A 26,705-nucleotide genomic window follows, 5' to 3' on the forward strand; every position below is an offset into this window, starting at 1 on the left:
TTTCATCAATGAAAGATCAAAGTGTATTTCCATGGTTGATCTGGATTTCATGACGAAGGAATGTAAAAAATAAAGGGAAAGATTTGCAGTGCGTCTGGGGGCGCGTATATTGCAGTCAATTTCCTCTCATTTTTATAACCTAAGAGATGGATCTGCCATAAAGTATTGAGCCCACTTCCTTTGCCGGAGAAGTGGGCTCTTGTTTTATTAAGGAGCAGTGTGCCATTGCTGTACGGGCCACCAAGCAATGTTTGCAGCCGAAGCAGAAACTGTCTCGAAATGATGCGCGGTTTATCGCGCGTCAGGTCCCGGCATTGTAGGCGGCGATTGCGGCCATGTTGACGATATCCGAATCCTTCGCCGACATGGATGCGATCTGCACCGACTTGTCGAGGCCGACGAGCAGCGGGCCGATGACAGTCGAACCGCCGAGTTCCTGGAGCATCTTGGTCGAGATCGAGGCGGAGTGGAACGCCGGCATGACCAAGACGTTGGCGGTGCCGGAAAGCCGGCAGAACGGATATTGCTCCATGACTCGGGCATTGAGCGCCACGTCGGCCGCCATTTCGCCGTCGTATTCGAAATCGACGCGGCGCTTGTCGAGAATCTTCACCGCTTCGCGCACTCTTTCGGAGCGTTCGCCCGAGGGATGTCCGAAGGTCGAATAGGCGAGCATCGCGACGCGCGGCACATAGCCAAGGCGCTTGGCGAGGCCGGCGGCCTCCTCGGCGATGTCTGCCAGTTCCTCGGCCGTCGGCATGTCGTGGACCGCGGTGTCGGCGACGAGGACCGTGCGGCCGCGGCAAAGCGCGATCGATACGCCGATGACCCGGTGGCCGGGCTTGGCGTCGATGCAGCGGCGCACATCTTCGAGCGCCGTCGAATAATTGCGCGTCAGGCCCGTCACCATGCCGTCGGCGTCGCCGAGCGCCACCATGCAGGCGGCGAAGTGGTTACGGTCGTTGTTGATCAGTCGCTGTACGTCGCGGAAAAGGTAACCCTTGCGCTGCAGCCGGGCATAAAGGAAATCGGTATAGGCGCCGACGCGCTTGGAGAGGCGTGCGTTGACGATCTGGATGCCGGCGCGGTTGAGGTCGATGCCTTCCCGCTCGGCGGTTTCGCGCATCTGCTCCTCGCGCCCGAGCAGGATTGCCGTGCCGAGCTGCTGGTTGGCATAGGCGATGGCGGAGCGCATCATCTGCACTTCCTCGCCTTCGGCAAAGACGATGCGCTTCGGCTGGCGGCGGACGCGTTCGAAGATGCGCTGCAGCGTCGAGGCGATCGGGTCGCGCCGCGCCGAAAGCTGCTGCCCATAGGCATCGAGATCGGTTATCGGCTTGCGCGCGACGCCCGTTTCCATGGCCGCCTTCGCAACGGCAATCGGGATCGCCGAGATGAGGCGCGGATCGAAGGGAACCGGAATGATGTATTGCGGCCCGAAGCGTGGCCGGTTGCCCTGGTAGGCGGCGGCGACGTCGTCCGGCACGTCTTCCTTCGCAAGGCTCGCAAGGGCTTCCGCCGCGGCGATCTTCATGGCGTCGTTGATTGTCGAGGCGCGCACGTCGAGGGCGCCGCGGAAGATATAGGGGAAGCCGAGAACGTTGTTGACCTGGTTCGGGTAGTCGGAGCGGCCGGTCGCGACGATCGCATCGTCGCGGATGCGGGCGACTTCCTCGGGGGTGATTTCGGGATCCGGATTGGCCATGGCGAAGATGATCGGTTTCGGCGCCATGGAAAGCACCATCTCCGTCGAAAGCGCGCCCTTCGCCGACAGTCCGAAGAACACGTCAGCGCCCTCCAGCGCCTCGGCGAGCGTCCGGCGGTCGGTATCGACCGCGTGCGCCGATTTCCACTGGTTCATCCCGTCCGTGCGGCCCGTGTGGATCACGCCCTTGGTATCGCAGAGAATGACGTTTTCCCCGTTGAAACCCATCGCCTTGATGAGCTCAATGCAGGCGATGGCCGCGGCGCCCGCGCCGTTGCAGACGAGCCTGGTCGTCTTGAAGTCACGCCCGGTGAGCGCCAGTGCGTTGATGAGGCCGGCAGCGGCGATGATCGCGGTGCCATGCTGGTCGTCATGGAACACGGGGATGTCCATGACCTCGCGCAGCCGCTGCTCGATGATGAAGCAGTCCGGCGCCTTGATGTCCTCGAGGTTGATGCCCCCGAAAGACGGGCCGAGAAAGCGCACGCAGTTGACGAATTCGTCGACATTCTCCGTGTCGACTTCCAGGTCGATCGAATCGACATCGGCAAACCGCTTGAACAGGACGGATTTGCCCTCCATGACCGGCTTCGAGGCAAGCGCACCGAGATTGCCGAGGCCGAGGATCGCCGTGCCATTGGAAATCACTGCGACCATGTTGCCGCGCGTCGTGTAGTCATAGGCGGTTGCCGGGTCTTCGGCGATCGCCTTAACGGGCACGGCGACGCCGGGCGAGTAGGCGAGCGACAGGTCGCGCTGGGTCGCCATCGCCTTTGTCGGGGCGATCTCCAGCTTTCCGGGTCGACCTTGTGAATGAAAATCGAGCGCTTCCTGGGCGGTGACGCTCGTCATCGTACGGTCGGTCTTGTCGATACCCGGCATATTCCCTCAACCTCCTGTGGGCGACCGTCGAGGTCAGCCTCTTTGTTATTGTCGTCTATAAATGCTTGCGGATAGTGTGACATCTCTTTTTTTGGAACAATCATGAATTTCGTGACAGACCCATCGAGCCGCACGGGCGATGTCCTTTCCGTGTCCGATCTGGCAAGCGAGGAAAGCCGCTCGACCGCGACTCCGATGATGGAGCAGTACATCGAGATCAAGGCGAACAATCCGGATTCGCTGTTGTTCTACCGGATGGGCGACTTCTATGAGCTGTTCTTCCAGGATGCGGTCGAAGCCTCGCGCGCGCTCGGGATCACACTGACGAAGCGCGGCCAGCACTTGGGCCAGGAGATCCCGATGTGCGGCGTGCCGGTTCACGCGGCAGACGACTATCTGCAGAAGCTGATCGCCCTTGGTTTCCGGGTCGCCGTCTGCGAGCAGGTCGAGGACCCGGCCGAAGCGAAGAAGCGCGGCAGCAAGTCGGTCGTGCGCCGCGACGTTGTCCGGCTGGTGACGCCCGGAACGATCACCGAGGACAAGCTGCTTTCGCCGGCAGAATCGAACTACCTGATGGCGCTTGCTCGTATCCGCAGCGGCTCGGAGCCGGCCTATGCGCTCGCCTGGATCGACATATCGACGGGCATCTTCCGCCTAGCCGAGACGGCCGAGGGCCGCCTGCTTGCCGACATTCTGCGCATCGAGCCGCGTGAACTGATCCTGCCGGACACGGTCTTTCACGATCCGGAGCTTCGGCCGGTCTTCGACGTGCTCGGCCGGGTGGCGGTGCCGCAGCCAGCCGTACTGTTCGACAGCGCGACGGCGGAAGGCCGTATATCGCGCTATTACGGCGTGAAGACACTCGACGGCTTCGGTAGCTTTTCGCGCGCCGAGCTCGCGGCGGCCTCGGCGGCGATCTCCTATGTGGAGAAGACCCAGCTGGCCGAACGCCCGGCGCTCGGGAATCCTGAGCGGGAAAGTGCCGCCTCGACGCTCTTCATCGATCCGGCGACCCGCGCCAACCTCGAACTGGTCAAGACGCTCTCCGGTGCCCGCGAGGGAACGTTGCTGAGAGCCCTCGACCGAACGGTGACGAGCGGCGGCGCACGGCTCCTCGCGGAGCGGCTGATGTCGCCGCTGACCGATCCCGATCTGATCAACGCCCGGCTCGATTCGATCGAGGTCCTGGCCGACCAGTCGAGTTTTGCGACGGACCTGCGCGACGCCTTGCGGCGTGCGCCCGACATGCCGCGGGCGTTATCGCGGCTGGCGCTCGGCCGCGGCGGCCCGCGCGATCTCGGCGCGATCCAGGCCGGGCTTCGGGCCGCAGCAGCGATATCGGCGCTGTTGTCCCGCGGCAGCCTGTCGACGGAACTGACCGAGGCGCATGCCGCGATCAAGGCATTGCCGGAGGCGTTGCTGACGAGACTCGAGTCGATGCTCGCCGAAGAACTCCCACTGTTGAAACGCGACGGCGGCTTCGTGCGCGAGGGAGCGCATGCCGAACTCGACGAGATGCGAGCACTGCGTGACCAGTCGCGCCGCGTGATCGCCGGCCTGCAATTGCAATATTGCGACGAAACCGGGATCAAATCGCTGAAGATCAAGCACAATAATGTGCTTGGTTATTTCATCGAGGTGACGGCGGGAAATGCCGGCGCGATGACCGACACGGACGCCGGGCGCGCGCGCTTCATACACCGCCAGACCATGGCGAATGCCATGCGGTTCACGACGACCGAACTTGCCGAGCTCGAAACCAAGATCGCCAATGCGGCGGACCGGGCCCTTGCGATCGAGCTCGAAGCGTTCGAGGCGATGACGGGCGAGGTCGTCGCGCATGCCGAGGCGATCAAGGCCGCGGCGCTGGCGCTTGCAACCCTCGATGTCTCGACCGGCCTCGCCGTCCTTGCCGAAGAGCAGAACTACGCGCGCCCCGTCGTCGACCGCTCGCGGATGTTTACGATCGACGGCGGGCGCCATCCGGTCGTCGAGCAGGCGCTCCGGCGTCAGGCAGCCAGCGCCTTCGTTGCCAACGGCTGCGACCTGTCGCCTCCGGACGGTTACGACGGCGGGGCGATCTGGCTGCTGACCGGCCCCAACATGGGCGGTAAATCGACCTTCCTGCGCCAGAACGCGCTGATCGCGATCATGGCGCAGATGGGGTCGTTCGTTCCGGCAGCGGCAGCGCATATCGGCATCGTCGACCGGCTCTTTTCCCGCGTCGGCGCGTCCGATGATCTCGCGCGCGGCCGCTCGACCTTCATGGTCGAAATGGTCGAGACGGCGGCGATCCTCAACCAGGCGACGGACCGCTCGCTGGTGATCCTCGACGAGATCGGCCGCGGCACCGCGACCTTCGACGGCCTGTCGATTGCCTGGGCGGCGGTCGAGCACCTGCACGAGGTCAATCGATGCCGCGGGCTTTTTGCCACCCATTTCCACGAGCTGACGGTGCTTTCCGAAAAGCTCGGCCGTCTCTCGAACGCCACGATGCGGGTCAAGGAATGGGACGGTGACGTGATCTTCCTGCACGAGGTCGGTCCCGGTGCCGCCGACCGGTCTTACGGGATCCAGGTCGCTCGCCTTGCCGGGCTGCCGGCGTCGGTCGTCGCGCGGGCGAAGGACGTGCTTGCCAAGCTCGAGGACGCCGACCGCAAGAACCCGGCGAGTCAGCTGATCGACGACCTGCCGCTTTTCCAGGTGGCGATACGGCGCGAGGAAGCGGCAACGAAGGTTGGCCCGTCGAAGATCGAAGAGGCATTGAAGGCGCTCAATCCCGACGACATGACGCCGCGCGACGCCCTCGACGCACTCTATTCGCTGAAGAAACAGCTGGGAGCCCGCTGACCTTCCTTTGAAGCGGCATCGATCGGCTCTTGCATACCAGGCCGATTTTTCCTGTCATTTGCCGGATAGAAAGGCTATACAGCGCCGCGTGTCTTCTACAGCGCCGCGCGTCTTTCAGACGCGCAAAGGTCGCTGTAGCACTTTGAGTAGCTGCATGGTTTTATCCTTAAATCGCTCTGATTTAAGGAAACATGCAGTAGGCGCACAAAGGACGTGGCATTTTGAAATGCTGCATGTTTCCGGCCGGTCCAACGGCGACATGCAGGAGCGCTGGCAGATGCAGCGGAATACCCAACCAGTCGGACAGGACGCCCCTCGGCACTTCATGGCCAGACACGAACCTTTCTTTCCCGAAATTCTCGATGTTGCGACGCTGCGCGCGAGATTGAGCTTCATTGCGTCTGCTCATGCGGAGCAGCGAGAGCCGATGCGCCAGGCCTTGCTCGCCGCATTCAAGCAGGCCAACTTTGCAGGCCGCACCAAGGCACGCGAGTTGCTGGCCGTCGACGGCGCCGGGATCAAATGCGCCGAACGCATCTCCTGGCTCCAGGACCAGCTCATCGCCCTTCTGCATGATTTCGTGCTGAACGAGGTTTTCGACGCGGCGAAGGCGCCGGAGGCGTCTCGCATAGCGGTGACGGCCGTCGGCGGCTACGGCCGCGGAACGCTGGCGCCGGGGTCGGACATCGACCTCCTGTTTCTGCTGCCAGCGAAAAAAGCAGTCTGGGCCGAGCCGGCGATCGAGTTCATGCTCTATATCCTCTGGGACCTGGGCTTCAAGGTCGGTCATGCGACGCGCACGATCGAGGAATGCATCCGGCTGTCACGTGCCGACATGACAATTCGCACGGCGATCCTCGAATGCCGCTACATCTGCGGTTCCGAGGTGCTGGCGAACGAACTCGAAACGCGGTTCGACCACGAGATCGTCCGCAATACCGGCCCCGATTTCATCGCCGCCAAGCTCGCCGAGCGCGATCAGCGCCATCGCAAGGCGGGCGACACACGCTATCTTGTCGAGCCGAACATCAAGGAGGGCAAGGGCGGGCTTCGCGATCTGCACACGCTGTTCTGGATCGCCAAGTATTTCTACCGGGTCAAGGACTCGGCCGATCTCGTCAAGCACGGCGTTCTGTCGCGACAGGAATACAAGCTTTTCCAGAAATCGGAGGATTTCCTCTGGGCCGTGCGTTGCCACATGCATTTCCTGACCGGCAAGGCAGAAGAACGGCTGTCCTTCGACATACAGCGCGAAATCGCCGAGGCGCTTGGCTATCACGATCACCCCGGTCTCTCGGCGGTCGAGCGCTTCATGAAGCACTATTTCCTCGTCGCCAAGGACGTGGGTGATTTGACCCGCATTTTCTGCGCCGCGCTTGAGGACCAGCAGGCGAAGGACGCACCGGGGATTTCCGGGGTGATCAGCCGTTTCAAGCATCGCACCCGCAAGATCGCCGGCACGCTCGACTTCGTCGACGATGGCGGACGCATCACGCTGTCGAGCCCCGATGTCTTCAAGCGCGATCCGATAAACCTTCTGCGGCTCTTCCACGTGGCCGACATAAACGGTCTGGAGTTCCATCCGGCCGCGCTGAAGCAGGTGACCCGCTCGCTGAGCCTGATCACGCCGCAACTGCGTGAAGACGAAGAAGCCAACAGGCTGTTCCTCTCGATCCTGACGTCCAGGCGCAATCCGGAACTGATCCTGAGGCGCATGAACGAGTCCGGCGTCCTCGGCCGCTTCATCCCGGATTTCGGCAAGATCGTGTCGATGATGCAGTTCAACATGTATCACCACTATACGGTCGATGAGCATCTGCTGCGCACCGTCGATATCCTCTCGCGGGTCGAGCGCGGCATCGAGGAGGAGGCGCATCCGCTTTCGGCGACGCTGATGCCAGGCATCGAGGATCGCGAGGCTCTCTATGTCGCCGTGCTGCTGCACGACATTGCCAAGGGCCGACCGGAGGACCACTCGGTCGCCGGCGCGAAAGTGGCGCGCAAGCTCTGCCCGCGTCTGGGGCTTTCGCCGAAGCAGACCGAAACCGTTGTCTGGCTGGTCGAGGAGCACCTCACCATGTCGATGGTGGCCCAGACCCGTGACCTCAACGATCGCAAGACCATCGTCGACTTCGCCGAGCGCGTGCAGTCGCTCGACCGCCTGAAAATGCTGCTCATCCTGACGGTCTGCGACATCCGCGCGGTGGGGCCGGGTGTGTGGAACGGCTGGAAGGGGCAATTGCTGCGCACGCTCTACTACGAGACCGAGCTTCTGCTCTCCGGCGGCTTCTCGGAATTGTCGCGAAAGGAGCGGGCAAAACATGCGGCCCACATGCTGGGGGAGGCGCTGACCGATTGGTCCGAAGCGGACCGCGAGGCCTATGTGCGGCTGCATTATCAGCCCTATCTTCTTTCGGTGGCGCTCGAGGATCAGGTTCGGCACGCGGAGTTCATTCGCGATGCGGATCGGGCCGGCAAGACACTTGCGACCATGGTGCGCACGCACCAGTTCCATGCCATCACCGAAATCACCGTGCTTTCCCCGGACCATCCGCGCCTGCTGACGGTGATCGCGGGAGCCTGCGCCGCGGCGGGCGCCAACATCGTCGACGCCCAGATCTTCACGACGTCCGATGGGCGGGCGCTGGACACGATTCTCGTCAATCGGGAATTTCCGGTCGACGAGGATGAGATGCGCCGGGCAGCGAGCATCGGCAAGCTGATCGAGGATGTGCTGTCCGGCCGCAAGCGGCTGCCCGAAGTTATCGCCAGCCGCACGCGGGTGAAGAAGCGCAGCAAGGCCTTCACTGTCACGCCGGAAGTGACGATCAGCAACACGCTGTCGAACAAGTTCACCGTGATCGAGGTCGAGGGCCTCGACCGGCCCGGCCTCCTTTCCGAGGTGACGGCGGTGCTTTCCGACCTCTCGCTCGATATCGCCTCGGCCCATATCACCACGTTCGGCGAGAAGGTGATCGACACCTTCTACGTGACCGATCTGGTTGGGTCGAAGATCACCAGCGAGAACCGGCAGACACACATCGCGGCGCGCCTCAAGGCTGTGCTGGCGGGCGAGGTCGACGAAGTCCGTGACCGCATGCCCTCCGGCATCATCGCGCCGGCCCCCGCGCCGCGCGCCTCGCACGCTTCCAAAACGACAAAAGCCGAAACATGAGTCTGGTCAAGAAATTTGCAACCGTCGGCGGCGCGACGCTCGGAAGCCGCATCTTCGGCTTCATCCGTGAAACCTTCATGGCGGCGGCGCTCGGCACCGGGCCGGTCGCCGACGCCTTCAATACCGCCTTCCGCCTGCCCAATACCTTCCGCCGGCTTTTTGCCGAAGGCGCCTTCAACTCCGCCTTCGTGCCACTCTTTGCCAGGGAGATCGAAGCCCGCGGCATGGACGGCGCGCGTCGCTTTTCGGAAGAGGTTTTCGGTGTGCTCTTCACCGTCCTCCTGTTTCTGACGATCGCCATGGAGCTGGCGATGCCCTTCATCGTGCGGGAGTTGATAGCCCCGGGCTTTGCCAATGATCCGTCGAAGTTCGCAAGCACCGTAACCTTCGCGACGATCATGTTCCCCTATCTCGCCTGCATGTCGCTGGCGGCGATGATGGCGGGCATGCTGAACTCGCTGCACCGCTACTTCGCTGCCGCGATTGCGCCGGTGTTTCTGAACGTCATCCTGATCGGCGTTCTTGCCTATGCCTGGTATGGCGGCCAAGACGCGATTGCGGTCGGCTACGGCCTTTCCTGGGGTGTCCTGGCTGCCGGGCTGGTACAGCTCGCGATCGTCTGGTTCGCCGTGCGCAGTGCCGGGATCCGGATCGGGCTCCGGCGCCCGCGGCTGACGGCAAACGTCAGGCGGCTGCTGGTGCTGGCGCTGCCGGCGGCAATCACCGGCGGCATCACCCAGATCAACCTTCTGATCAACACCAATATCGCTTCGGCAAAGTCGGGAGCCGTGTCGTCGCTTGTCTATGCCGACCGTATCTATCAGCTTCCGCTCGGCGTCGTCGGTATCGCAGTCGCGACCGTGCTGCTGCCTGAACTGGCGCGGGCGTTGCGGGCCGGCAATCTCAACGAAGCGTCGAACCTGCAGAACCGCTCCGTCGAATTCACGCTGTTCCTGACGCTGCCGGCAGCCGCCGCGCTGCTTGTCATGTCGGAACCGATCGTTCGGCTGCTCTTCGAGCGTGGCAAGTTTTCACCGGAATCGACTGTCGTGGTCGGCCATATCCTGGCGATCTACGGCCTTGGCCTGCCGGCTTTCGTGCTGATCAAGGCGTTCATTCCGGGGTTCTTCGCACGGGAAGACACGCGCACGCCGATGATCTTCGCCGCCATTTCCGTGGTGGTGAACGTGTCGCTGGCGCTCACGTTGTTTCCGACGCTTGCCGCGAGCGGCATCGCGATCGCCGAGATCGTCGCCGGCTGGGTGAATGCCATTTTGCTGTTCGCAACCCTCGTCTGGCGTGGCCATTGGGGCCGCGACATTCCGCTTTTGACCCGGATTCCGCGCTTGGTGATTGCCGCGGCGATCATGGCGATCGCGCTGCATTTTGCGGTCCAGTGGCTGGCGTTCCCGCTGTCCTCCGCCGCGCCGCTTTTGACCCGGGCTGTAACCCTCTGCGGGTTGGTGGCGGCGGCGATGGTGATCTATTTCGCCTTCGCATTCGGTCTCGGCGGCGCGAGCCTCGGCATGATTCGCCGCAACCTGAAGCGCAAGGCCACTGGCGCTCCGGTCGAAGCTGCGGCCAGCCAGGAGCCTGACGCGTCATGAAGCAGACGGTCGCGCGGGTCACGATCGTCGTGCCGGATTACGACGACGGCATCGCCTTTTATTGCGGCAAGCTCGGCTTCGATCTGATCGAGGATACGGACCTCGGCAGCGGCAAGCGCTGGGTTCTCCTGCGGCCGAAAGGTGCCGTGGAGACAGCCCTGGTTCTCGCCAAGGCCGACGGTGAACGACAGCGGGCCGCGATCGGCAACCAGACCGGCGGCCGCGTCGGCTTTTTTCTATTCACCGACGACTTTGCCCGCGATCACGCCACGATGCTGGCCGCCGGCGTCGAATTCCGCGAGGCGCCACGCCACGAGGCCTACGGTTCGGTCGCGGTGTTTGCCGACCCGTTCGGCAACCTTTGGGATCTGTTGCAACCGGCGTCCTGATCCGCTGCACGCCCGCACCCCCTTGATTGCATTTTGCCTGCCGTGCATAAGCGCGGCGGATATCAACTGGAGACGGGCCCTCCACAAGCCCGATTTGAGGACGACATGAACGAATTCAAGCCGCTCGTATTTTCCGGCGTACAACCGACCGGCAACCTGCATCTCGGCAATTACCTCGGCGCGATCCGCAAGTTCGTCGCCCTGCAGGAAAACAACGACTGCATCTATTGCGTTGTCGACCTGCATTCGATCACCGCGCAGCTCGTGCACGAAGACCTGCCGGGCCAGATCCGCTCGATCGCTGCCGCCTTCATCGCGTCGGGCATCGACCCTGAGAAGCACATCGTCTTCAACCAGTCGGCCGTGCCGCAGCACGCCGAGCTTGCCTGGATCTTCAACTGTGTCGCGCGCATCGGCTGGATGAACCGGATGACCCAGTTCAAGGACAAGGCCGGCAAGGATCGCGAAAACGCCTCGCTCGGCCTGCTCGCCTATCCGAGCCTGATGGCGGCTGACATCCTCGTCTACCGTGCCACGCATGTCCCGGTCGGCGACGACCAGAAGCAGCACCTGGAACTGACGCGCGACATCGCCCAGAAGTTCAACATCGACTTCATGGAGCATATCCGGGCGCGCGGCTACGGTGTCGACATCGTCGTCGGCGAAGAACCGATCCATGCCTACTTCCCGCCCGTCGAGCCCTTGATCGGCGGACCGGCGCCACGCGTGATGTCGCTGCGCGACGGCACGAAGAAAATGTCGAAGTCCGATCCCTCCGATCTGTCGCGCATCAATCTGATGGATGATGCCGAGACGATCTCGAAGAAGATCCGCAAGGCCAAGACCGACCCGGATGCGCTTCCGAGCGAAGTCGACGGCCTCGCCGGCCGGCCGGAGGCCGAAAACCTCGTCGGCATCTATGCGGCACTCTCCGACAGGACGAAGGATGAGGTTCTCGCCGAGTTCGGCGGCCAGCAGTTCTCCGTCTTCAAGCCGGCTCTGGTCGATCTCGCCGTCAATGTGCTGTCGCCGATCACCGGCGAGATGCGTCGCCTGATGGATGATACCGCGCACATAGACGCAATCCTGAGGCGTGGCGGCGAGCGGGCGCGGGCGCGTGCCGAAAAGACGATGCGCGAGGTTCGCGAAATCATCGGGTTTTTGCAGTAGCGGGCAAAAATGAGACCTTGCGGGCAGCGAACGGCAATGTAATGTTCGCCGCATGGTATCAACCCGACTCTCACGACTGGAAGGTCACCGCCGCAAGTTCATGGCGGTGATCGACGATACGCCCGAATGCGGCCGCGCCGTGCATTATGCCGGGATGCGCGCGAAGAACTCGAACGGCGGCCTGGTGCTGCTCTACGTGATCGCCGATGGCGACTTCCAGCAATGGCTGGGGGTCGAGGAGATCATGCGGGCGGAGGCGCGCGAAGAGGCCGAGGCGACGCTGGCGAAGGTGGCCCAGACGGTGCGCGAAAGCATCGGCATCGAGCCGGAAATCGTCATTCGCGAAGGGATCGCCACCGAGCAGATCCACGCCGTGATCGAGGATGACCGTGACATTGCCATCTTGGTGCTTGCAGCGGGGTCGGCGAAGGAAGGGCCGGGACCGTTGGTGTCGTCCATCGCCGGAAAGGCCGCGGCCTTTCCGATCCCCGTGACCGTCATTCCCGATATGCTGACGGACGAGGAAATAGACGCACTGAGTTAAGACAATTCCATGGAGGGCGCGACGGATTCCGTCCGCAAATTGCGCCGTTTCCAAGTCGGGAAGAGGCGGTCTTGCGCACGCTTCCCGGGTCCCGATCATCAAGGTTGAGGTGCGACGGCTTGCGCCCTTGCGAGCGCGGCGCGAAGCACCTATATTTTTGAACAATTCTAAAGAGCCGGTCGGGAAGCGCTTCCGGCGAAACGGAGAGAGAGATGTTCATCCAGACGGAAGCCACGCCAAATCCGGCCACGCTCAAGTTCCTGCCGGGCAAGGTGGTGATGGAGAACGGTACGGCCGAATTCCGGAGCGAAGAAGAAGCCCGTGCAGGATCGCCGTTGGCGGCCCGGCTCTTCTCGATCCCGGGTGTAACCGGCGTCTATTTCGGTTACGACTTCGTCACGGTCAGCAAGGAAGGGCAGGAGTGGCAACACCTGAAACCCGCCATCCTGGGCTCGATCATGGAGCATTTCATGTCCGGCCAGCCGGTTATGTCGGGTGCCGGGCGCGCCGAGGAGACGGACCAGGAAGGCGAGTTCTTCGACGAGGGCGACGAAGCCATCGTCGCCACGATCAAGGAATTGCTTGAAACCCGTGTTCGTCCGGCCGTTGCCCAGGACGGCGGCGACATCACCTTCCGTGGCTTCAAGGATGGCACCGTATTCCTGAACATGAAAGGCGCATGCTCGGGCTGCCCGTCCTCGACCGCAACGTTGAGGCACGGTGTCCAGAACCTGCTGCGCCACTTCGTTCCGGAAGTCGAAGCAGTCGAATCCGTCTGATCCGGGCGTCCCGTCCCGCCGCGGCCGCCGCGCGGGAGCGGGTGCCACTGCATGTCTTAAACATGCAGCAATTCCAGTGCTACAGCGTCCTTTGCCCGTCTGAAGGACGCGCGGCGCTGTAGGGCACTTCGCGCCGGATCTGCGCGAAGCAATGGAGGGAGGCCATTGCGGCTGACATGTTAGTGCTTGCCATCGATACATCGGGCAGCGGTTGCTCCGCTGCGGTTTATGACAGCGCCTCCGCCGAGGTTCTGGCCCGCGCAGGTGCGAACATTGGGCGCGGCCACGCCGAGCGCTTGATGGAGTTCGTCGACGAGGCGCTTATCGCGGCCGACTGGAAACTTGCAGATATCGACCGTATCGCAGTCACGATCGGCCCCGGATCCTTCACCGGAATTCGCGTCGGCGTCGCGGCCGCGCGTGGCCTCGCGCTCGCCCTTGGCAAACCGGCTGTCGGGATCACCACGCTTGAGGTCGCCGCCGAAAGCGCCAGGCTGGCGACGTCCGGCGAGGCGGTTCTCGTCATCATCGACGCGAAGCGGGACGAAGTCTATGCCCAGGTTTTCGCCGCCTCCGGTGAAGCAAGGGGCGAGCCCGAAATTCTATCGGTCACGGCGGCGCGCGAGCGGTTTTCCAGCTTCGAGGGCATCGTTTGCGGGTCTGGCGCTTCGCTCGCTGGCCATGCGCAGCCAGGTGGAATGCCGGACGATATCGACATTGCCGTCGTCGGCCGACTGGGTGCCGGCGCCGATCCAGCTTCAGCCAAGCCGAAGCCGCTATACTTGCGTGGACCGGATGCGAAGCCTCAGGCCGGTTTCGCCGTAACCCGAGCCTAGACCACGATGAGTTTGACCGATTATTTCACCCGTCGGACGGAGTTCGATATTTTCCCGCTCGAGGAGGGCGACCTCGTTGCCGCCGCGGCGCTGCATAGCCAGCGCTTCGCATCACCCTGGAGCGACGGTGAAATTCACGCATTGCTGTCGCAGGAGACCGTCTTCGGCTTCGTGGCGCGCCAGACGAACGGCGCCTTCCGTCCTGCGTTCGGCGGTTTTGTGCTATCGCGCGCCGTGGCCGGTGAAGCCGAAATCCTGACCATCGGCGTCGACCCGCGTTTCGCCCGGTCCGGCCTCGGTTGGCGCCTGATGCAGGCAGCCATGCGTGAGGCGGTCGTCAAAGGTTCCGAGGCGCTCTTCCTCGAAGTCGACGAAACGAACCAGGCCGCACTCGGCCTCTATCAGAAACTCGGCTTCCTCAAGGTTGGCGAACGCCGAGCCTATTACCAGGGTTCGACCGGAGCGCGCACGGCGGCGCTTGTCATGCGACTCGATCTTCGCTAGTCCGATTCATCACATGGTCCGGCTTTGCGGGACCTCCCGTTCGGATGCGCATGGCTGCGCTTCGAAAGTGGCGGGGGCGCTGCCCTGCGGGGGCCGAACGGTGAAGGAAAGATGAGCGGCTTGGAAAGCCTTCGCGGATGATCAATTGGGTCCGGGTTGCCCTGTGCGGCGCGCTGCTGGTGCTGGTCTCGCTGGTGCTGATGCCGGTGCAGATCTTTTGCCTGTGGCTGGATTTGAAGCCCCGGCGGTGGCTGCCGCGGTTCTGGCACCGCGTGGCTTGCCTGTTGCTCGGCCTTCACGTTCGCGTTCATGGCGAGCCGGAACGCCGGCGTCCGTTGCTGCTCAGCGCCAATCACGTGTCCTGGAAGGATATTCTGGTGCTGTCCTCCGTGACCGACGTGGTCTTCGTCGCGAAATCCGAGGTGAAGACCTGGCCTGTCTTCGGGCTCCTCGCCCGCCTGCAGGCCTCCGTTTTCATCGAGCGCGACCAGAAGCGCACGACCGGCCATCAGGTGAGCGAGATCGGCCGAAGGCTCGCCGATGGAGAGATCGTCGTGCTCTTCCCGGAAGGCACCACCTCCGACGGCAACCGGTTGCTGGACATCAAGACTTCGCTGTTCGGCGCTGCTGCCTCTGCCGTTCCGCACTCGCCGACCGGGGTGGTCCATGTCCAGCCGCTCGCCATTTCCTACACCGGCATCCACGGCATGCCCATGGGGCGCTACAACAGGCCGATCGCCGCTTGGCCGGGCGACATCGGACTCCTGCCGCACCTTCTTGGCGTGCTGCGGGAAGGTGCGCTCGACGTGGATGTCGATTTCGGCGAGGCGGTGGACTATGACCGCCATGCCAATCGGAAAGACGTAAGCCGCACGATAGAGCAGCGCATTCGCAGCATGCTGTCCGATCGTCTGAGGGGGCGACCGCGGCTGGATCGGGACGTCGCGCGAGCCGAACGATAGGGAGCCGTGCCAAAAATGCTTCAACTTTGAGCCGCCATGCACTAAAGAACCCCGCATGACCCAGGAAACAGCTCTTCTGTCGAAAACGCCGGTGCCGGGCGAGGAACACGCATCCTCGCGCAAGGTCTTCGTCAAGACCTATGGCTGCCAGATGAACGTCTACGATTCCGACCGCATGTCGGATGCGCTCTCGCGCGACGGCTACGTTTCGACCGACGTCCTGGAGGAAGCCGATTTCGTTCTGCTCAACACCTGCCACATCCGCGAGAAGGCGGCTGAAAAGGTTTATTCCGAGCTTGGCCGGCTGCGCGAGCTGAAAAAGGAGAGGGCACGCGCCGGCCGCGAAATGGTCATCGGCGTCGCCGGCTGTGTCGCGCAGGCTGAAGGCGACGAAATCCTTCGCCGCGCGCCGGCAGTCGACCTCGTCATCGGCCCGCAGACCTATCACCGCCTTCCCGAGGCGCTGAAGCGCGCGCGGGGTGGCGAGCGTGTTGTCGAAACGGATTATGCGATCGAGGACAAGTTTGAGCACCTGCCCGCGCCGGACAGGGCGAAGACGCGCGCCCGCGGCGTGACCGCCTTTCTGACGGTGCAGGAGGGATGCGACAAGTTCTGCACTTTCTGCGTCGTGCCCTATACGCGCGGCTCTGAAGTGTCGCGACCGGTGGCTCAGATCGTCGCCGAGGCCGAAAAGCTGGTCGAAGGCGGGGTGCGCGAAATCACCCTGCTCGGGCAGAACGTCAATGCCTGGCATGGCACCGGCCCGGATGGCCGCGACTGGGGCTTGGGCGATCTTCTCGTCCGGCTTGCCGAAATCGAGGGCCTCAAGCGTCTGCGTTATACGACCAGCCATCCGCGCGACATGGATGACAGCCTGATCGAGGCGCATCGGTCGATGGCGAAGCTGATGCCTTATCTGCATCTGCCGGTCCAGTCGGGATCCGACCGCATCCTGAAGGCGATGAACCGGCGTCATACGGCGGCCGAGTACCTCGCGCTGATCGATCGTATCCGCGCGGCTCAGCCCGACCTTGCCCTATCCGGCGATTTCATCGTAGGCTTTCCGGGTGAAACCGACGAGGATTTCGAAGATACCATGCGTCTCGTCGAGGCGGTGGGTTATGCACAGGCATTTTCCTTCAAGTATTCGACCCGTCCCGGCACGCCGGGGGCCGAACTCAAGGATCAGGTTCCCGAGGACGTGAAAGCCAAGCGTTTGGAAAGATTGCAGACTTTGCTCATCAAGCAGCAGCGGGACTTCGCAGAGGCCTGCATCGGACGCGAGATCGATCTGCTTCTGGAGAAACCCGGCCGCATGCCCGGCCAGCTCGTAGGTCGTTCACCGTGGCTGCAGCCGGTGAATGTTGATGCAAAAACATCGCAAATCGGTGACATTATCAAAGTACGAATCATCAAAGCGGGCTCCAACAGCCTCTTTGCCGAGATGATCGGATAGCGCTGTAAACCGAGAGCGAGGAGCCTAACCGCTTGGACGGACACGAATTGATTTCTTCATCACCGCGCCAGTCAAAAACATCTGCGACAGACGTCAATCACTTCGTGCTCACTTTCGAGAACAACCGCTTTGCCAGCGAACTCTTCGGCCAATTCGACCAGAATCTGAAGTTGCTCGAAGAGCGACTGCGCATCGACGCGCGACCGCGCGGAAATTCCGTGGCCATCTCGGGCGATGTGGTGGCGACAAACCAGGCGCGGCGTGCCCTCGACTATCTCTACGGAAGATTGCAGAGTGGCGGATCGATCGATACGTCCGATGTCGAGGGAGCGATCCGTATGGCGGTCGCTGCCGACGAGCAGTTGCAGTTGCCGACCATGGAACGCAAAGCCAAGTTGACGATGGCGCAGATTTCGACGCGCAAGAAGACCATCGCTGCGCGGACGCCGATGCAGGATGCCTATATCCGCGCGATGGAGCGGGCGGAACTCGTCTTCGGCATCGGCCCGGCCGGTACCGGCAAGACCTATCTTGCCGTCGCTCATGCCGCTCAGCTTCTCGAGCGCGGCGCGGTCGATCGCATCGTCTTGTCGCGGCCGGCGGTCGAGGCCGGTGAGCGCCTGGGCTTCCTGCCTGGCGACATGAAGGAAAAGGTCGATCCCTATCTGAGGCCGCTCTACGACGCGCTCTACGACATGATGCCCGGCGACAAGGTCGAGCGGGCGATCACAGCAGGCGTGATCGAGATCGCGCCGCTCGCTTTCATGCGTGGGCGCACGCTCGCCAATGCCGCCGTAATCCTCGACGAGGCGCAGAACACGACATCGATGCAGATGAAGATGTTCCTGACCCGTCTGGGCGAAAACGGCCGGATGATCGTCACCGGCGATCCGAGCCAGATCGACCTGCCGCGCGGCGTCAAGTCGGGCCTCGTGGAGGCGCTGCAGATCCTCCATGGCGTGGAGGGCGTTTCGGTAATCCGCTTCAAGGATGTCGATGTCGTCCGCCATCCGATGGTGGCGAGGATCGTCAGGGCCTATGAAGCCCACACCGCGGTTCACGACGAGAGCGAGCAGAGCGATCGCTGACCGGCGGTTCGTTGCGACCATGACGGCTTTGGATATTCAGATCAGCGTCGAAGAAGGCGATTGGCCATCGGAAGATGAGCTGCAATCCTTCTCGGCACGCATTCTCGAGGCGGCGGCCGACTTCCTCGTGCGCGAGGAAAAGCAGCCCTTTCCGCCGGACGTGCCGGAAGTCTCTCTGGTCTTCACCGATGATGCGTCGATGCGGGCGATCAACGCGGAATGGCGAAACCAGGACAAGCCGACCAATGTGCTGTCTTTTCCGGCCTTTCCTGTGATGCCGGGCAAGATGCCGGGGCCGATGCTCGGCGATATCATCGTTGCTTATGAAACGCTGAAGCGCGAGGCGGCCGAGATGGAGAAGCCTTTTGAAGCGCATCTGACGCATCTTCTCGTGCATGGATTCCTCCATCTTTTCGGGTATGATCACCTGGAAGACGACGAGGCGGAAAGAATGGAAGGTCTGGAGACTCGCATTTTGGCGCGTCTTGGCCTATCTGATCCCTACGGGGACCGGTCCCCGGATTAACAGTTTGGAACGATGAGCGACACCAACACACAGCCGGCTGCCGTTGCGGCCGAGGAAGCAGAAGCTTCCGGAGAGGCCGAGGCGGGCAGTAGTAGCACCGCCACTCCCCGACAGGAGGGCAGCAAATCCACAACCTCGTTCTGGAGCCGTGCGGCGCGCCTGCTGCGCGGGGCAAGCCCGTCCAGCCTGCGTGAAGATCTCGCCGACGCTCTCATGACGGATGCGGACAGCAACGCCGCGTTCTCGCCCGAAGAGCGGGCAATGCTCAACAACATCCTGCGTTTTCGCGAGGTTCGGGTCGAGGACGTGATGGTGCCGCGCGCCGATATCGAGGCCGTGGACCAGAGCATCACGATCGGTGAGCTCATGGTCATTTTCGAGGAGTCGGGACGCTCGCGCATGCCGGTCTACAACGAGGGCCTGGATGACCCCCGCGGCATGATCCATATCCGCGACCTGCTCGCCTATGTCACAAAGCAGGCCCGCAACCGGCGCCGCAACGGCAAGGCACAGCCGACGCCCCTCACCGGGGCGGAAAAGACACCACGACAGCAGAGGGTGGGCTTCGACTTCTCGCGCGTCGATCTCGGCAAGACGGTCGAAGAGGCTGGGATCGTCCGCCAGGTCCTGTTCGTGCCGCCGTCGATGCTGGCCTCGGATCTCATGCAGCGCATGCAGGCCGCGCGCATCCAGATGGCGCTCGTCATCGATGAATATGGCGGCACCGACGGTCTCGTATCTCTCGAGGATATCGTCGAGATGGTCGTTGGCGACATCGAGGACGAGCACGACGACGAGGAGGTGATGTTCGCCCGCTCGTCGGACGACGTTTTCGTCGCCGATGCCCGCGTTGAACTCGAGGAGATCGCCGAAGCGATCGGTCCGGATTTCGATGTGCGCGAGCAGCTTGAGGATGTCGACACGCTCGGCGGACTGGTTTTCGCCTCGCTCGGACGCATTCCCGTTCGCGGCGAGGTGGTTCAGGCCATCCCCGGTTTTGAGTTTCAGATCCTTGATGCCGACCCGCGGCGCGTCAAACGGGTGCGCATCATGCGCAAGCGCCCGCTGGCCCGTCGTCGGGTGGTGAAGACGGAGCGCGAGACGTCGTCTGAAACGCCGCCCGCCGGTCGCGACACCGAGGCCGGTGCCGGATCACAGCCGGCGTCGGAACAATAGCCGGTCCATCGGCGCCGCCGCCTTCCCGATTTCAAAGAGTTAGACCGTTTCACGGTTTAGGCGAAACCGTGAAACGATAAAGACGTGCAGCAATTCAAAGCGCCATGGCGTCCTGTAAGACGCGCGGCGCTGCAGGGATCTCTTCCGATTTCCGGCGCAGCGCGATGCTGTGCAACGTATGGGATCGGGACAAGCAGCCGCTTTTTTGGAAGACTGCCGCTGAATGATTCGGTCGTTTTTCCTGCGCGGCGTCGACATGTGATTCCGCGTCTATTTGGAGGCTGTATGGCAGGGCTGGCAGGCAGGATTATGCTTCTCTCCGGGGTGTCGCGGGTATTTATCGCCTTCCTCGCAGGGCTCTTGACGGTTCTCGCCCAACCGCCGTTCGGTATCTTTGCGGCAGTCTTCGTCTCGTTTCCCGTCCTTGTCTGGCTGATCGATGGCGCACCGGGGGATCCTGAAAAAGGCCGGCTCGCAAGGCTTTGGCCGGCCTTGTCGGTCGGCTGGAGCTTCGGTTTCGGCTATTTCCTTGGCGGCCTCTGGTGGCTTGGCAACGCCTTGCTGATCGAGGCGGATCTTTTTGCCTGGGCGCTGCCGCTCGCCGTTGTCGGCCTGCCCGCCTTTCTCGCGCTCTTTTACGGTCTCGCGGTCGCGCTGGCGCGCTGTCTCTGGTCCGATGGCCTGGGCAGGATCGCCGCCCTTGCATTCGGCTTCGGCATTGCGGAATGGCTCCGCGGGTTTCTGTTCACGGGCTTTCCCTGGAATGCCATCGGCTATGCCTTGATGCCGATGCCCCTGATGATGCAGTCGGCGAGCGTCGTGAACCTTGCGACGATCAACATGCTCGCGGTCTTCGTGTTTGCGGCACCCGCGCTCATCGCCACCGGGAAGGGCGCGCGTACGGGCCTCGCGATCGCCGTCGTGCTCTTTGCCGCGCATCTCGGCTTCGGCTTCTATCGCCTTGCTCAGCCGGCGCCCCAACCGCTGGCGCCCCCGTTGACGGTGCGTCTGGTTCAGCCGGTGGTCGACCAGGCGAAAAAGCTCGATGACCGCGAACGCTCATCGGTCTTCGAGGAGCATCTCGCTCTGACGACCGCGCCGGTGGAGGACGGCGGCAAACGGCCGGACATCATTGTTTGGCCGGAAACGTCGATCCCGTTCATACTCACCGACAACCCGGACGCGCTGGCCCGCATCGCAGAGGTCTTGGACGACGGGCAGGTCCTCATTGCCGGCGCCGTGCGCGTCGAGGATGCGGGGGCCGGCCTGCCGCGGCGCTATTACAACTCGATCTATGTTATCGACGATCGCGGCCAGATCGTCGGGGCCGCAGACAAGGTTCACCTTGTCCCCTTTGGCGAATATCTGCCGTTCGAGGATGTTCTTGCCTCCTGGGGGCTGAGCGCTGTCGCCGCCTCGATGCCTGGCGGCTTTTCGCCTGCCCAAAGCCGCGCGCTTCTCACTCTGCCGGGCGGCAGGACGGCTTACCCGCTTATCTGCTACGAAGCGATCTTCCCCGACGAGATCGATGGCAACGCCCCTCTTGCCGATTTCCTGCTGAACATCACCAACGACGCCTGGTTCGGCGATACGCCCGGTCCGCGCCAGCATTTTCATCAGGCGCAGTTGCGCGCCGTCGAGACCGGACGGCCGATGATCCGGTCAGCCAATAACGGTATATCAGCAATTGTTGATGCACGTGGTGTTTTAGTGGTAGGATTGGGATACAATTACAAGGGGGTTACAGACACAATTCTGCCGGGAAAAATGCTTAGCGTAACTGATACCGCCACGCGCGGCCGAATCTTCTGGTCCATGGCCGGAATACTCTTTTTAGTTGCAGCATTTTCGCGCGCCGGTTTTAATATTAGGAAGAATTGACCTAAAACCCCTAAAATTGCATAGTGGCCGAATCCATCAACCTTCACCTGAGGGTGGAGCTCTTGTTTGTCGGTAAGGTTGCGACATAACGCTCCACTTGATGTCAGGTTGTGGGTAACCGAAACAGCGTGTTTAGGAACGCGGACATGATTGAAAACAAGAAAAAGCCGAACCCGATCGACATACATGTCGGGAGCAGGATTCGCCTCCGCCGGACGATGCTGGGTATGAGCCAGGAAAAGCTCGGTGAGGCCCTAGGGATCACCTTCCAGCAGATCCAGAAATACGAGAAGGGAACGAACCGCGTCGGCGCGAGCCGGTTGCAGAACATTTCTGCAATTCTCAACGTCCCGGTGTCGTTCTTCTTCGAGGATGCTCCGGGGGAAGGTCCTGGCGGCGCATCCGGCATGGCCGAGGCCTCCAGCTCCAACTACGTGGTTGATTTCCTGTCGTCCTCCGAAGGGCTTCAGCTCAACCGTGCCTTCGTCAAGATTTCCGACCCGAAGGTACGCCGGAAGCTGGTGGATCTGGTAAAGGCATTGGCCGCCGAGGCGGAAAGCGAATAATCAGGGCGGTCCACCGACCACAAAAACAAAGCGGCCTGAGTGCCGCTTTTTTTGCGCGCTTCCCCGGAGCGCCGCGCGTCTTGCCAGACGCGCCAAGGGCGCTGCATCGCTTTGATTTGCCGCAGGAGGAATCCAGGGTGGCAGTATCGATATAAAGATATATTTATGTCGTTGTTCGCTTGTTTTTCGGCGGCAAAACCACTAACACGTTCGCACCGCTTCTTTCATTGAGGGGACTTCCCGCATGCGCGCAAACTACCTGTTCACGAGTGAATCCGTAGCCGAAGGTCATCCGGACAAAGTGTGTGACCGTATTTCCGACGAAATCGTCGATCTGGTTTACCGCGAAGCGGCGAAGACGGGTGTTGATCCCTGGGGTGTGCGCATTGCCTGTGAAACGCTGGCAACGACGAACCGCGTCGTGATCGCGGGTGAAGTCCGTCTGCCTCCGAGCCTTCTGAAGAAGGACAAGAACGGCAACGAAGTCATCAATCCGTCGAAGTTCAAGTCCGCTGCCCGCAAGGCGATCCGCGACATCGGCTACGAGCAGGACGGTTTCCACTGGAAGACGGCGAAGATCGACGTGCTCTTGCACTTCCAGTCCGCCCACATCGCACAAGGCGTCGACAGCGCTTCGGACAAGCAGGGCGAGGAGGGTGCCGGCGACCAGGGCATCATGTTCGGCTATGCCTGCCGCGAGACGTCCGAACTGATGCCGGCGCCGCTCTACTACTCGCACCGCATCCTGCAGACGCTTGCTGCTGCCCGCAAGAAGGGCGAAGGCGAAGTCGCCAAGCTCGGCCCCGACGCCAAGAGCCAGGTGACCGTGCGCTATGTCGATGGCAAGCCGGCCGAAGTCACCTCGATCGTGCTTTCGACGCAGCACCTCGATGACAGCTGGGATTCCGCCAAGGTCCGCTCCGTCGTCGAACCCTATATCCGCGAAGCGCTCGCCGATCTGAAGATATCCGACGATTGCACCTGGTACATCAACCCGACCGGCAAGTTCGTCATCGGCGGACCGGACGGCGACGCCGGCCTGACCGGCCGCAAGATCATCGTCGACACCTATGGTGGCGCGGCCCCGCATGGCGGCGGCGCCTTCTCGGGCAAGGACACGACCAAGGTCGACCGCTCGGCTGCCTACGCCGCGCGCTATCTGGCGAAGAACGTCGTTGCCGCCGGCCTTTCCGACCGCTGCACGATCCAGCTCTCCTATGCGATCGGTGTCGCCCAGCCGCTGTCGATCTACGTCGATCTGCACGGCACCGGCAAGGTCACGGAAGATCAGGTCGAAAACGCCATCCGCAAGACGATGGATCTTTCGCCGACAGGCATCCGCCGTCACCTCGACCTCAACAAGCCGATCTATGCCAAGACTGCCGCCTACGGCCATTTCGGTCGCAAGGCCGGCCGCGATGGTTCGTTCTCCTGGGAGAAGCTCGATCTCGTCAAGCCGCTGAAGGAAGCGATCGAGCTTGACGCGGCTGCCTACTCCGAGCCGAGAGCATCCGGCCGCGCTGCCTAAAGCCGCTGTAGCACGTTGAATTGCTGCATGTTTTATCCTTAACGCGGCTACGGTTTAAGGAAACATGCAGCAGCGCAGCCGCGAGCGTTGAAAAATATTGCAATGGTCCGGTGCGCTGCTATTCAGGCGCACCACATTGCGGGATCAAGAGCGGATGCTCCCGGTGGAGCGTCCGCTTTGCTGTTTGAAGGAAGATCGTGATGACTGAACCGCGCCGCGCCAGAGCCACGGAGGCCTTCTTTGGCCGCCGCAAGGGCAAGCCCTTGCGCGAACGCCAGGCTGCCCATCTCGAGCATCTGCTGCCCGCGCTCCGGCTCGATCTCGCCGAGCCTGCGCCGGCTGACCTGACGACGCTTTTCCCGCAGCCGGTGAAGCGCATTCGCTTGGAAATCGGCTTCGGTGGCGGGGAGCATCTCGTTCACCGCGCCGCGGAGGATCCCGCGACCGGCTTCATCGGCGTCGAGCCCTTCGTCAACTCGATGGCGAAGTTGCTCGGACAGATCGAGGCGCGAAGGCTCGCCAATGTCCGGCTCTACGATGACGACGCGACGCAGGTGCTGGACTGGCTGCCGGAGGCGTCCGTCGACCAGATCGATCTGCTCTATCCCGATCCTTGGCCGAAGCGAAAGCACTGGAAGCGGCGCTTCGTTTCCAAGGTCAACCTGGATCGGTTTGCGCGCATCCTGAAGCCCGGTGGGCACTTCTGCTTCGCCTCGGATATCGACACCTATGTCAATTGGACGCTGCTTCACTGCCGCGACCACGCGGCCTTCGCGTGGACGGCGGAGAAATCAGCTGACTGGCTTACGCCATTCGCAGGTTGGCCGAGCACGCGCTACGAGGCCAAGGCGCGTCGGGAAGGGCGGAGCTCCGCCTACCTCACCTTTCGCCGTGTTTGAGATAGCTGCGGCCCCAACGCCGTAAGCGGACGCCAAACGTGGCCTCGCCCCGCGGGGCGTTAAGGAAATAGTCGGCAGGCGCCGCCGTTCGGCGGTGATGTCATGATGCGGGCGCAGCGAGGCGCCCGCACGTGTGCCTTGCCTTCAATGAAGGCTGACGGTGCGAAGATCGTCCTCGGCCGCCTTGAAGAAGGTGCTGGACCGATTGTCGGTCAAGAGGATCGGCGTGCCGTCGGCGCCGAACAGGGCCCACAGGTCGATTCCGGGCCCCATTTCGGGCGCTTCCGGGAAACAACGGGAGACCTCCTCCGAACGCATCTTGCGGATATAGCCGACTTCGCCCTCGCCGAGATGCGCGAGGTCGTTCTTCGACAGCGATGTGTTGATGGCTTTCAGTCCCATGGTGACACTCCGTGGTCGCCGGACAGGGGTGAATCCCGCCGGTTATCCTACTCTGGGACGGAAATGTTAATTTTCTTTACCATACGGACCGGTTCGGGCCGCACGAGGTCGACGGAAAGAAGACCGTTGCGCAGTTCGGCTCCGAGAACCTTCATGCCGTCGGCGAGAACAAAGGTGCGCTGGAACTGCCGGGCGGCAATGCCGCGGTGCAGGTACTCCCGCTCGCCCATATCGACCTGGCGGCCGCGAATGACCAACTGGTTTTCTTCGGTCGTGACGTCCAGGTCCTCCTCGGAGAAACCGGCGACGGCGAGTGTTATCCGCAGCCGCTCCGGCGCGTCCGAAGATGCGTCGCCGCGAATGCGCTCGATATTGTAGGGTGGATATCCGTCATTGCCCTTGGCGATGCGCTCAAGGGTCTTTTCCATCGTGTCAAAGCCCAGCAGAAGCGGGCTGGTAAAGGGCGTGATCCTGCTCATGTCCCAAGTCCTTGCAGCTCAAGCGACCATGTCTTGCGGACCTGTCAAGCAGCATCCACGCCGCAATATGGTAGCTGTGAGCAACGAGTGCAAGCCGCTTGCCTCGGCGGCGCACGCAAATCATAGTTCGCTGCGATAAAATCGGAGCAAGGTGAGGAAAGAGGGAACCGCGAAGCGGTTTTCAGCCGAATCCTGCGTCAATATCTCAGGATCGGTCACGTTCGTGTTTGGATCGGCGAGATCCGCCACCCCGGTGACCAAGGAGGATCGAGAAAGTGTCAAACGCGAGAAAGATTATCATCGACACCGATCCCGGGCAGGACGACGCAGCCGCCATCATGCTTGCCTTCGGTAGTCCAGAGGAGATCGACCTTCTGGGCATCACCACAGTCGCCGGCAACGTCCCGCTTTCTCTGACAGCCCGCAACGCCCGCATCATTTGCGAGCTTTGCAACAGGACGGATGTGAAGGTCTTCGCGGGGGCGGAGCGGCCGGTCGCGCGCCCGCTGGTCACGGCCGAGCATGTCCATGGCAAGACGGGACTCGACGGGCCGGCACTGGCGGAGCCGACGATGCCGCTGCAGGAGCAGGAAGCCGTCGATTTCATCATCGAGACGCTGCTCGCCGAAAAAGAGGGGACTGTTACGCTCTGCACGCTCGGCCCCCTGACCAATATCGCGCTTGCCCTGACGAAGGCGCCGGAAGTCGCACCGCGGGTACGCGAGCTCGTGATGATGGGCGGCGGGTTCTTCGAGGGCGGCAACATCACACCGGCGGCAGAATTCAATGTTTACGTCGATCCGGAAGCCGCCGAAATCGTTTTCCGCTCCGGCATCCCGATCGTGATGATGCCGCTTGACGTGACGCATCGCGTCCTGACCCACAAGGCCCGCGTCCAGAAGATCCGCGAGATTGGCAGTCCCGCGGCGATCGCGATGGCCGAAATGCTGGAGTTCTTCGAGCGCTTCGACATCGAAAAATACGGCACGGACGGCGGGCCGCTGCATGACCCGACGGTGATCGCCTACCTGCTGCGGCCGGACCTGTTCACCGGGCGCGACTGCAATGTCGAGATCGAGACGACCTCCGCCTTGACGGCGGGCATGACCGTCGTCGACTGGTGGCAGGTGACCGGCCGCAAGCACAATGCCAAGGTGATGCGCCACGTCGACGACGAGGGCTTTTTCGATCTCCTGACGGAGCGTCTGGCGCGCATCTGACCGGCGCGCCGTCACGAACAACCAGGTCCAGCAAATGAAGACGGCGCCTCTTGGGGCGCCGTCTTGTTGTTCGTTCCTATC

22 protein-coding genes are annotated in these 26,705 nt (G+C 62.5%); 19 read left to right on the top strand and 3 right to left on the bottom strand.

From position 1 onward, the window contains the following. Window positions 1-301: 301 nt before the first annotated feature. On the bottom strand, window positions 302-2,587 hold the full coding sequence (locus tag QN222_RS21130) for an NADP-dependent malic enzyme (protein ID WP_283962393.1): 2,286 nt from the start codon (window positions 2,585-2,587) through the stop codon (window positions 302-304). A 102-nt stretch (window positions 2,588-2,689) separates the two neighbouring features. On the opposite strand from QN222_RS21130, the gene mutS reads away from it, so the two are divergent. From mutS to QN222_RS21220, 18 genes are all read left to right on the top strand, one after another. Beyond that, entirely contained in the window at window positions 2,690-5,437 is a 2,748-nt protein-coding gene (mutS, locus tag QN222_RS21135) for a DNA mismatch repair protein MutS (RefSeq protein ID WP_284005581.1), read from the top strand. Window positions 5,438-5,762: 325 nt separating this feature from the next. Continuing rightward, window positions 5,763-8,612: a [protein-PII] uridylyltransferase gene (locus tag QN222_RS21140; protein ID WP_283962548.1), complete on the top strand. Its 2,850-nt coding sequence runs from the start codon at window positions 5,763-5,765 to the stop codon at window positions 8,610-8,612. Further along, window positions 8,609-10,219: a murein biosynthesis integral membrane protein MurJ gene (gene murJ, locus QN222_RS21145; protein WP_283962504.1), complete on the top strand. Its 1,611-nt coding sequence runs from the start codon at window positions 8,609-8,611 to the stop codon at window positions 10,217-10,219. The genes QN222_RS21140 and murJ overlap by 4 nt, the downstream gene beginning before the upstream one ends. Next, on the top strand, window positions 10,216-10,608 hold the full coding sequence (locus QN222_RS21150) for a VOC family protein (RefSeq protein ID WP_283962505.1): 393 nt from the start codon (window positions 10,216-10,218) through the stop codon (window positions 10,606-10,608). The genes murJ and QN222_RS21150 overlap by 4 nt, the downstream gene beginning before the upstream one ends. Window positions 10,609-10,713: 105 nt before the next feature. After that, a complete protein-coding gene (trpS, locus tag QN222_RS21155) occupies window positions 10,714-11,778 on the top strand; it encodes a tryptophan--tRNA ligase (RefSeq protein ID WP_283962506.1) in 1,065 nt (354 codons plus the stop codon). Between the two features lie 52 nt (window positions 11,779-11,830). Beyond that, the gene (locus tag QN222_RS21160; RefSeq protein ID WP_180939957.1) at window positions 11,831-12,322 is read left to right on the top strand and encodes a universal stress protein; all 492 of its coding nucleotides are present in this window, start codon (window positions 11,831-11,833) and stop codon (window positions 12,320-12,322) included. A 212-nt stretch (window positions 12,323-12,534) separates the two neighbouring features. Further along, window positions 12,535-13,101 (top strand): NifU family protein, encoded by a 567-nt coding sequence (locus tag QN222_RS21165; protein ID WP_283962507.1) that lies wholly within the window; start codon window positions 12,535-12,537, stop codon window positions 13,099-13,101. Between the two features lie 176 nt (window positions 13,102-13,277). After that, window positions 13,278-13,937, top strand: a complete 660-nt coding sequence (gene tsaB, locus QN222_RS21170; RefSeq protein ID WP_283962508.1) for a tRNA (adenosine(37)-N6)-threonylcarbamoyltransferase complex dimerization subunit type 1 TsaB — start codon at window positions 13,278-13,280, stop codon at window positions 13,935-13,937. A gap of 6 nt (window positions 13,938-13,943) precedes the next feature. Continuing rightward, a complete protein-coding gene (locus QN222_RS21175; RefSeq protein WP_283962509.1) occupies window positions 13,944-14,441 on the top strand; it encodes an N-acetyltransferase in 498 nt (165 codons plus the stop codon). Window positions 14,442-14,578: 137 nt separating this feature from the next. After that, complete coding sequence (locus tag QN222_RS21180; RefSeq protein WP_283962510.1) at window positions 14,579-15,403, top strand: 1-acyl-sn-glycerol-3-phosphate acyltransferase; 825 nt, start codon at window positions 14,579-14,581, stop codon at window positions 15,401-15,403. A gap of 55 nt (window positions 15,404-15,458) precedes the next feature. After that, a complete protein-coding gene (gene miaB, locus QN222_RS21185; RefSeq protein ID WP_283962511.1) occupies window positions 15,459-16,859 on the top strand; it encodes a tRNA (N6-isopentenyl adenosine(37)-C2)-methylthiotransferase MiaB in 1,401 nt (466 codons plus the stop codon). A gap of 32 nt (window positions 16,860-16,891) precedes the next feature. After that, on the top strand, window positions 16,892-17,947 hold the full coding sequence (locus QN222_RS21190) for a PhoH family protein (RefSeq protein WP_284005582.1): 1,056 nt from the start codon (window positions 16,892-16,894) through the stop codon (window positions 17,945-17,947). Window positions 17,948-17,966: 19 nt separating this feature from the next. Next, the gene (gene ybeY, locus QN222_RS21195; RefSeq protein WP_283962513.1) at window positions 17,967-18,473 is read left to right on the top strand and encodes an rRNA maturation RNase YbeY; all 507 of its coding nucleotides are present in this window, start codon (window positions 17,967-17,969) and stop codon (window positions 18,471-18,473) included. A gap of 12 nt (window positions 18,474-18,485) precedes the next feature. Next, window positions 18,486-19,649 (top strand): hemolysin family protein, encoded by a 1,164-nt coding sequence (locus QN222_RS21200; protein ID WP_283962514.1) that lies wholly within the window; start codon window positions 18,486-18,488, stop codon window positions 19,647-19,649. Between the two features lie 285 nt (window positions 19,650-19,934). Next, complete coding sequence (gene lnt, locus QN222_RS21205) at window positions 19,935-21,530, top strand: apolipoprotein N-acyltransferase (RefSeq protein WP_283962515.1); 1,596 nt, start codon at window positions 19,935-19,937, stop codon at window positions 21,528-21,530. Between the two features lie 146 nt (window positions 21,531-21,676). Beyond that, the gene (locus tag QN222_RS21210) at window positions 21,677-22,096 is read left to right on the top strand and encodes a helix-turn-helix domain-containing protein (protein ID WP_180939967.1); all 420 of its coding nucleotides are present in this window, start codon (window positions 21,677-21,679) and stop codon (window positions 22,094-22,096) included. A 244-nt stretch (window positions 22,097-22,340) separates the two neighbouring features. Continuing rightward, window positions 22,341-23,624: a methionine adenosyltransferase gene (metK, locus tag QN222_RS21215; RefSeq protein WP_283962516.1), complete on the top strand. Its 1,284-nt coding sequence runs from the start codon at window positions 22,341-22,343 to the stop codon at window positions 23,622-23,624. A gap of 200 nt (window positions 23,625-23,824) precedes the next feature. After that, a complete protein-coding gene (locus QN222_RS21220) occupies window positions 23,825-24,523 on the top strand; it encodes a tRNA (guanosine(46)-N(7))-methyltransferase TrmB (RefSeq protein ID WP_283962517.1) in 699 nt (232 codons plus the stop codon). A 144-nt stretch (window positions 24,524-24,667) separates the two neighbouring features. Here the strand turns inward: QN222_RS21220 and QN222_RS21225 are convergent, their stop codons facing one another. Beyond that, a complete protein-coding gene (locus tag QN222_RS21225; RefSeq protein WP_136506763.1) occupies window positions 24,668-24,925 on the bottom strand; it encodes a DUF1150 family protein in 258 nt (85 codons plus the stop codon). 47 nt (window positions 24,926-24,972) lie between these two features. Then, complete coding sequence (locus tag QN222_RS21230; protein ID WP_180939970.1) at window positions 24,973-25,404, bottom strand: Hsp20 family protein; 432 nt, start codon at window positions 25,402-25,404, stop codon at window positions 24,973-24,975. A 275-nt stretch (window positions 25,405-25,679) separates the two neighbouring features. Here QN222_RS21230 and QN222_RS21235 point away from each other — a divergent pair, with 275 nt between their 5' ends. After that, on the top strand, window positions 25,680-26,624 hold the full coding sequence (locus QN222_RS21235) for a nucleoside hydrolase (protein ID WP_283962518.1): 945 nt from the start codon (window positions 25,680-25,682) through the stop codon (window positions 26,622-26,624). Window positions 26,625-26,705 lie beyond the last annotated feature (81 nt).

Source organism: Sinorhizobium sp. 6-70 (assembly GCF_030124375.1).
GTDB lineage: Bacteria > Pseudomonadota > Alphaproteobacteria > Rhizobiales > Rhizobiaceae > Sinorhizobium.